The 8,207-nt window shown below is 60.4% G+C and carries 7 protein-coding genes and 1 pseudogene; 3 read left to right on the forward strand and 5 right to left on the reverse strand.

What is annotated here, in order from left to right:
• A pseudogene (locus EXE46_RS17535) lies at positions 1 to 96 on the forward strand (IS5/IS1182 family transposase); the annotation flags it as partial.
• Between the two features lie 20 nt (positions 97 to 116).
• On the opposite strand, the gene EXE46_RS15790 reads toward EXE46_RS17535, so the two are convergent.
• From EXE46_RS15790 to EXE46_RS15800, 3 genes are all read right to left on the reverse strand, one after another.
• Complete coding sequence (locus tag EXE46_RS15790) at positions 117 to 1,298, reverse strand: right-handed parallel beta-helix repeat-containing protein (protein WP_137689299.1); 1,182 nt, start codon at positions 1,296 to 1,298, stop codon at positions 117 to 119.
• 981 nt (positions 1,299 to 2,279) lie between these two features.
• Positions 2,280 to 2,924 carry a hypothetical protein gene (locus EXE46_RS15795; RefSeq protein ID WP_137689300.1) on the reverse strand — a complete coding sequence of 215 codons (645 nt, stop codon included), beginning with the start codon at positions 2,922 to 2,924 and terminating at the stop codon, positions 2,280 to 2,282.
• A gap of 177 nt (positions 2,925 to 3,101) precedes the next feature.
• Positions 3,102 to 4,154, reverse strand: a complete 1,053-nt coding sequence (locus EXE46_RS15800; protein ID WP_137689301.1) for a hypothetical protein — start codon at positions 4,152 to 4,154, stop codon at positions 3,102 to 3,104.
• A 374-nt stretch (positions 4,155 to 4,528) separates the two neighbouring features.
• Here EXE46_RS15800 and EXE46_RS15805 point away from each other — a divergent pair, with 374 nt between their 5' ends.
• The gene (locus EXE46_RS15805) at positions 4,529 to 5,854 is read left to right on the forward strand and encodes a hypothetical protein (RefSeq protein ID WP_137689302.1); all 1,326 of its coding nucleotides are present in this window, start codon (positions 4,529 to 4,531) and stop codon (positions 5,852 to 5,854) included.
• Between the two features lie 4 nt (positions 5,855 to 5,858).
• Complete coding sequence (locus EXE46_RS15810) at positions 5,859 to 6,977, forward strand: DUF5305 domain-containing protein (RefSeq protein WP_137689303.1); 1,119 nt, start codon at positions 5,859 to 5,861, stop codon at positions 6,975 to 6,977.
• A gap of 40 nt (positions 6,978 to 7,017) precedes the next feature.
• On the opposite strand, the gene EXE46_RS15815 is transcribed toward EXE46_RS15810, so the two are convergent.
• Both EXE46_RS15815 and EXE46_RS15820 read right to left on the reverse strand, forming a co-directional pair.
• On the reverse strand, positions 7,018 to 7,563 hold the full coding sequence (locus tag EXE46_RS15815; RefSeq protein ID WP_137689304.1) for a hypothetical protein: 546 nt from the start codon (positions 7,561 to 7,563) through the stop codon (positions 7,018 to 7,020).
• A 204-nt stretch (positions 7,564 to 7,767) separates the two neighbouring features.
• Positions 7,768 to 8,207, reverse strand: a 440-nt coding sequence (locus tag EXE46_RS15820) for a hypothetical protein (RefSeq protein ID WP_206750445.1), incomplete at its 5' end; no start/stop codon positions are given.

Here is an 8,207-nt window from a genome sequence, read left to right on the forward strand (position 1 = left end):
GGCCCCGCTGTCCCCCCTCGCGCGTGGTACCGCGAGTTTCGTGAGCTCGTGGTGACCGCCGCAGTCTACAACCTCGAACAGGCTCTCAAACAGTGACCCCGACGCCATCATCGGATTCAACAAAGCACATGAGACAAATCACCACCGTAACCAACTTTCACTCCAACATTATTATCCTTTATTCTGTTTTGAGATATTGTGATGTCATCACTCGAAGCAAAGAAAGGGGTTATCTCCACGGCCTCTCCAAATCCTTCAATTATATTGTTTTTTAACGTAACATCAGATGAACCTTCTACACCAATAGCAGAAAGCCCCTCAGCTAAGGTTTCATTTTCCGCTGTGATATTGTTATCATTTATGTTTATATTATTTGATGATTTGTGAATATATACTGATCTATTCGCCCACACGTCTAAATTATTACCCTCTACAAGTACGTTCTTTGAATTACGAATGTCTATTGCCCAACTCTCTCCGTTGTAGTCTTTCTGACCGTTTGGGATCGTATTGTTGACTATATTGACATTTTTCGCGTCTACAGCAACCCCATATAACATAAACCCATCTATCTCGAATCCATCAATCGTCACATTATCTTCGTAAACCTCTACTGCACGCCGAACGTCATCGCCGTCTTGTCGCTCCGCATCACTTACATTAATCACAGGGGTGGCTCCAGTAGCAGCTTTGAGCGTTAGTCCACCAACACTAGCTTTTATTTTTTCCTCATAGGTACCATCTGCTACCTCAATCGTCTCATCAGTTCCTGCCCCTTTAATAGCGGATTGAATATCGGGATGGAATGTGCCCTGATCCACGTTCTCTACCCGCTCATGGAGCAGGAAGTTACCATTCACGGAGAGTTCCGATACCGTGTGATTGGTGCCATCGTACACCCCAAATGTATCCCCATCTGTCATTCCGACCCCAGCATCGAAGCTTATCGAGGTTATGTTATCCTGTTCGACTTGACCATAGACATCATCAATCGCAGTAGTCAAGTCTGAACTGGCACTGATAGTACTGTTAATACTACCATCATCAGCTATTACAAATACGTTCCACTCAGAGTCAGTAGCATCACTAGTGGCTGAACCTGAGTAGACTACCGAGATCCGGTCCCCCGATGAAAGTGTTCCATCTTCCAGTTCAATTTTAATGGCTTGATAGAGTTCAGGCGGACTTCCGCCTATTCCGTCTGTATTATCAATATTGAACGACGTGACGTTCTGGAGGTCAGTCGCGTTTTGGACACTATTGTCTATTGACGCGAGCCGCTCTCCGTCAGCAGCCACGCTCACCCACTCATTACTATTGAGTTGACCCGTGAGGTGGAGCGTGACGGAACCATTTTCGTTCTGTGTGAATTCACTTTTACTATCTACCAGACGTACTGAGACATTCGACGTCTCGGTGTCTTCAACAGTGTTTGAAGATGGACCAAGAGAGGTCTGCGCCGCCGCAGAGCCGGCGAACGCCGCACCGCCGATCCAGCATAGAGCCGACCATCAAGAGCGAGAGGAACACCGCTCGTGCCTGCTTGCGCCGACTCGTGTCACCCGTCATGCTCTCACCTTCGTGTGCGAATTCACGACTCCCGCGTCTTGATTCCACATCGGGTCCACACGTAGTGTGCGAGATTCACTCATGACCGATCACTCCCGTTTCCGCTGAACCGCCCTGTGCTCCCCCGCCGTACCGCGTGCGTGTCGTGTATCATTGTCGGGTGTGTGGTTCGAACGGCGACGGTGTCCGCCCATCTGTCCTGTCGGCGGTCCAACTGCTCGTCGCCCGTAAATGACAGTCAATATGTTTCTCTATTATGAAACTATCGGTGGCACCGGTTCGCAGACGAAGCGGCACAACGCGGCTGTGACCGGCCTTCTATCGGGCGATTCGGTGTTTCAACTGTCCTATGTGTCCTTTTCAAATAATATATCAGCGAAAATTACTGAGAAAGAATGATCGGTGTCCCGAAACGATCTCGGGCGGCAAACGGTGAAAAAATCAACGAGGCGATCCGGATCGAGGTTCAGGTCCGCGACGAGAATTGCGTCTGACAAGCGTCTGCCGCCCTCTTCCCGGGGTTTATGACTCTATGGCCGGTCCCGGTGACGAGCGCAGGGCCGCGCCGGTCGGCCGGTCCACGACGCTCGCGCGCGCTCTCGGTCCGGTCAGATTTTCGGTTCCCGGTCCGGTCGGATTTTCGGTTCGTGTCGGTTCTCGAAAGGGGTGTGGCGTCGGAGCGCCGGCGGACGCCGCCGCTCGAATCCGGTTCAGACCGACGAGACGGGCGTCCAGTCGGTGACCTCACTTCGGCTCCGGACGCGGAAGAGCGCCTCGTCCGCATCGGCCTCGGCGGCCGGTCCGCGGTCGGCGTCGCCCCGCCGCGTCTCGATCACCGCGTCGAACGGCTCCCGCAGCGCGCGGTGGCTCGGGTCGCCGAACACGGGCGAGGCTGCGACGGCCGCGACGGGCCAGTCTTGTCCGGTCGCCTGATTGACGAGGACGTGGACGAACTGGAACACCGACTTGACCGATGTGTAGGTCACGAGCGGCGAGAGCGTGGTGACGCCCACGGCGAGGTCCTCACCTTTCCGAGATTCCAGTACGGACGTGATTGTCGTACCGATGTCAGTCAGGTTTCCCGGACCCGCGGCGTACCGTGTCTCCGACGTCTCATCGAGGTTGTCGATGTGGGCCGCCGACACGCAGTCAACGACGACGGGGTCGTCGGGCGATCCCGATGTCGCCTGTTCGTGGATACGCCGTATCCGGTCGGCGACGTGTCGCGTGCTGGCGATCACCGGTTCGTCCGTCCATGACCTGAGCAGCGTGTGAAACACCCGGCGCCTGCCGCTCAGGAACGGCCCGTCAATCAGGACCGCGTCGGCGTTCGTCACCGCGGTGGGGAGTGTCACACAAGTCGGTTAATTGTCACAATATAAATTCATTTTCATCAGAATTTCGCTCCAATCGATGCTTCCGAATCTGACGAAAAATCGTGGTAGACAGTAGACGGGATCTAATATCGTTCACCTAGCTGGTGAAGGTGAATCACGTGAACGGGCATCGAGTATCAGAGCCACGTGATGGCCTTATTTCACGTGACCACTAGTTCGGAGTATCGGCTTTGCGAAGGGACTCCAGCTTTCGGCCGGTTCCGCGGCGACGAACGTCGCGTCACAGTCGGGACAGTTCGGTTCGTCGAGCATCGAGAGATCGATCGTCGTCTCACAGTGCTCGCAACGCCCGGTATCAGTCCCGAGGCTGAGGGCGTCTCGACGGAGCGAAGCGAGTCGGTCGGCAGCCGCGTCATCGTCGCGAAGGGTGCTCAGCTCGGCGTCGAGCGTGTCGATACGATCTTCGAGGGTGTCCGTGGTGTCCACGAGGCGTCTGAACAGCGCCTCGATCTCGTCGAACTCCTCGTCGATCCACGCCTCGAACTCGCGCTGTGTCGATTCGAGCCGATCGATCTCAACGGAGAACTCCTCGGAGATCCGATCGAGCTCCGTCTCGTCGACGGAATCGGTCTCGTCGAGTCGGTTGTCGAGTGCTTCGACCCGACTGTGGAGCCGCGTCAGATTGTCTGAGAACCGGTCGGCGAACTCCTCTTGCCGCGATCGCTGCTGTTCGACGTCGAGCGAGAGATCCGAGACCTGTCGCCGGAGTTCGACGACGGTCTGGATCATCTCGAGCTGCTCGTACATCGACTCTCGGAGGGATCGGAGCTCGTCGGCGGCCGACTCAGTCTGTGCCCCCTCGGAACTAGCGCCCGCTTCGGTGTCGTCCGGGGACCGGTCGGCGGCGGCGCGGTCGCCGGACCCGGTCCCGTGTTTCCCGTCGTCTCGCTCCGTCTCCTCTCCGCTACGGGAGCGTTCGGCCGCGATGTCGGAGTCGACTTCGGAATCGTCGATCAACTGTTGGCCGGGATCGGCCGGCTCCGGTGGGTACAGAGATTTTCCACTGCCGATCGGATCGCCGCCCTCGGTAACGCCGTTCATCTCGTCGAGGATCCAGAACGCGGAGATTAGCTGGTTCAACAGCTCCTGCTCGTCGACGTCCCGCGTTTCGGCGGTGTGTGTAACCCACTCCTGGAAGGCGTCGGAGTCTATCGGCGGACCGCCGCCGCGGTCCGAGGAGTCGGCCATGACAGTTGAAATACGGCCATACGGATGTTAATTGTTCCGAAGCGTCAGACACCAAGGCGACACAACCGAAGCGGTCGCGTTCGGACCCGACCATGGACGTGGAACGCTTCTCGCGCTCGGACGATACGTTTATAATTTGTGTCACCATGATTGGTATCAGACGACTGGAATGAGGGGACCGACCGTATGGATCGGCCGACAAACGCCGGGCGAGGAGCCCACGGTGACGTCCGGGGTCACTGCCTGCCATTTGAGGAGCGATCGATGACCGACCGCGTTCCGTCACGGCCGCCGAGGCGCATCATTCGATCGAGCGGACCCGTTCAGGCTCCAAACGCTCCTCGAACGGCCCGGACATCGGGTCGGTGTCGACGATGAGCGACGAGCGAGGCGACGAGGGGGAACGCGACGACGAGTCCGACGCGGAGACAACTCAGACAGACGATCGACCGTCGCGCTTCGGCGAGTTCAGAGAGCGTCTCGACGAGACAACCGCCCCCGACTCGAACGAATCACTCGGCCCGTCGGCCGAAACTGATGCCGGTGACAACGACACTGATGAGACGGAGGCGAGTCACCCACGCCTCACGGAGGAGCGGTCGACGGAAGCCCCGGAAGACTCGTGGGAGTGGGTGGGCAGCGACGACGAAGCCGACACACGTGGAGAGACGGACGCGGCGCGCGACGGCGCCCACTCCGGGACATCGGGAGGTGAATCCGACGACGAACAGGGGGGGGATGAGAGGCCACGGATCGACGACGAGGATGTCGGTCCCCGCGTCTGGAACGCCGACGAGGCCGACGACGAGGTGACCTCCAGCGAGCCGGATGCGACCGCTGACGACGACCGGCCGGCCGAGAGCGGTCCCGACGGTGAACGGGAGGGGACCGATAGTGCGGCTGAAGATGAAGGGCGTGCCGAGGCTGGGCAAGGTAACTCCCACAGGAACGAAAAAAAAAGAGAAAAGCGTCCCCGGATTTGGGACCGCGAAGACACTCACGAAGGGGGTTCGGAAGCGCCCACAGAGCCCGATACATCGGGAGAGAGTCGATCGGAGCCGCTGTTGCGCGGCGGGACCGCGTCGACGAGCGGGAGCGACCTCGCCGCCGGTCCCGAAGAGGGATATCGACGGCCGGCCGGACTCGATCTGAAGCCGGGAACGAGCGCCCTCGTCGAGTGCGGATCACAGGACGAGCGAAAACACGCTGCCTGTCAGGACCTACTGGGCCTCGAAACGGCGGCGGCTCAACGCGACGTCCTCCTCGTCAGGTACCGTCGAATGGATCCCGAGCAGCTCGAAGCGATCGCGAGCGCGGCCCACCGAACGAAACTCGTCGCGATCGGCTACTCACAGTCCGTCCCGGAGGACGTGCGCGACGACGTGGAGGTGGCCTCGATCAACAATCCGAACGATATCACTAGGCTCGGGATCCTCATCTCCGGAACTGTCGAAAGCTGGGCGGCGGACGACAGCGAGATCGTCGTGTGTTACGACTCGGTGAACATCCTCCTCAAGTACAAGGACGTCCAGAGCGCGTTTCGGTTCCTCCACGTTTTCCTCGGGACACTTCAGGGGGCCGGCGTAATCGCACACTTCCACGTCGATCCGCGTGCGGGCGACCCACAGAACATCAACACGCTCAAGCCGCTGTTCGACGAGGTCGTCTCGATCGACTCGGTCGGCGTCCGACGGGAGTGAGCCGATGAGCGAGATCGACCGCTCCGTTCGGGTGCGGGCGCTGCTCGACCAGTGGTTCCTCGTCGTCGTCGCCGCGCTCCTGCTCGTCGCGGTCGCGGGCGGTGCGTGGGCGTATCAAGTCCACGCCACCGACACGGTCGAGACCGAGCAGGTGACGACCGAGCGGTGGTCCGAGACCACGAGCTACGAACACAGCTCAGTGATCGTGAACGAATCGATCCCCTTCGAGGAGGGCGAGCGCGTCACGAACCGCCCGGTGTACTACACGAGGCTGTCCGAGGAACTCGCTATCAGTTACCGATACGAGTACGCAGCCGACGACGGGGCAGTACAGGTGAACACGGAGACCAGCGTCCAGTATCGCGGCGTCGAGGGCGAGACCACGCTCTGGGAGTACTCGGAGCCGCTTGCGAGCGGGACGGCCGAAGGGCTCTCACCGTCGACGCCGCACACAGTCAACGCGACGCTCGTCATCGAGGACGTCTATGAGACGATCGACACCGTCGAACGACAGCTCGGGTCGGCGGGGACGATCGAGATCCGGATCGTCTCGACATCGAGCGTGTCAGGGACGATCGACGGGGAGTCGGTCGATCACACCTACGAGAGCGTGATGCCGATCACGGTGACACCGACGACATTCCGTGTCCTCGAGATACAGACCGTCGACGAGGCCGAAACACAGACCCGCACGGTGGAACAGTCCACCGAATCCGGCGCGGTCGAGTCGGCTGCGCCGGTGTTGCTCTCGCTGCTCGCCGTCGTCGCGCTCGTCGGTCTCGGCTACGGAAGACACACCGGATACGTCGGGATCTCAGCCGACGAGCGCGAACTGCTCGAACTCCACCAACAGGAACAGGAGTTCTCCGAGTGGATCACCCGCGGCACGTTCCCGTCCGAGCGCGACTACGAGCAGACGATCCTCGTCGACGACTTGGAAGGACTCGTCGACGTCGCGATCGACACGAACAAGCGCGTGATCAAAGACGAACAGCTCGGCGTGAGCACCGTGCTCGACGGCGACTACGTCTACGTGTACGTCCGGCCTGACTCGCCGGCGGAAGACTGGCTCGTCAACTACGCCGACACCACGATGGAAGAGTTCGATTCCTACGACTTCTAACGTCCCAGTACTGCTCGCGGCGGCGACGTGCCGAAATCTGCTACGGCGGGTCGTCGATGTTTCCGAGTCGGTACTGACGGTTCTGGAGTACCTGCGCGACGGACGAGACGAAGAAGATCAGGAGAACGATGGCTGCCCACCCGAGTTCGGGGACCGTCTCCGTCGGGACGAACCCGACCCAGACGCCGCCGAGCACGACGGCCGACAGGACAGAGACGCCGAAGTAGTAGACGCCCCACGGGATCGAGCCTTCGGGGACGACGTCGAGGTAGACGTCGAGTTCGGTGGCGTCCTCGGTGAGTTCGATCTCGTCGCCGTCGTAGTGGACCATCCCCGCCTCGGCCAGCCGGTCGAGGTGGGTCTGCTGGAGCGAGGTGTACACGCGCTTGCGCTCGGCGGAGGTGAGCTCCGCGACCGGCTTGTCCTGTTCGCGGGCGGCCACCTTCTCCGCGAGGTCGGACAGGGAAACCGGCTCGTCGGCCTGTTTACAGAAGTGGATCACGTACCGACGGCGGTGGTTGCTCAACAGGTCGTAGAGCTCGTCCTTTTCGGGACGCGTGTACTTCCGCTGGTCGGTGAGCGACACGTCACATCACCCGCCGTGTCGTTCGGAGCCGACCGAGTCCCGGAGTCGCTCGGACCGGCGCGGTCGTCGTCGTTTCTCCCCCGGCCGGGTCCGGAAACCGGGAGCCGTTCGGAAGGAGGCCACCGGAAACCGACGTCTGCTCCCACACATACCATCGAATGAACTGATCTGTTACAATATAATCATTCGGGTGTCTGGCCCGGCTCACTCCAGTCCGAGCGCGCTCGCGACCGCGTCGGTGTCCTCGACGGTGATCGCCGCGGCCTGATCGCGGCGAGCTCGGAACGTCTCCACGTGGCCGTTGATCGTCTCCGCGCTTTCTCCCTCCTGAGCGGCCGTGGCGGCCGCCAGCGCGGCCTCAGTCGCCTCGATTTGAATCCGAGTCTCTTCCGCGGACGCCTCGCAGATCCCAGCCGCTGCGTCCTCCGCGAGCTCGCTTGCGAACTCTGCGGCCTCGGAGAACATCGACTGTGCCTCCTCGAAGCCTTCCAAACCACTCTCGAGCGAGTCGATCGCCTCGGAGTACGCCTCGTCGTTGAAGGCGTTGACCCCCTCATCACGCACTATAACGGCGTCGTTGCGGGAGGCAATCGCGTCGTCGTACGTTCGAACGATCTCGGCTCGCTGGTCATTCTCCGAGGACC

The organism is Halorubrum sp. GN11_10-6_MGM, from assembly GCF_005435165.1.
Taxonomy (GTDB): Archaea; Halobacteriota; Halobacteria; order Halobacteriales; family Haloferacaceae; genus Halorubrum.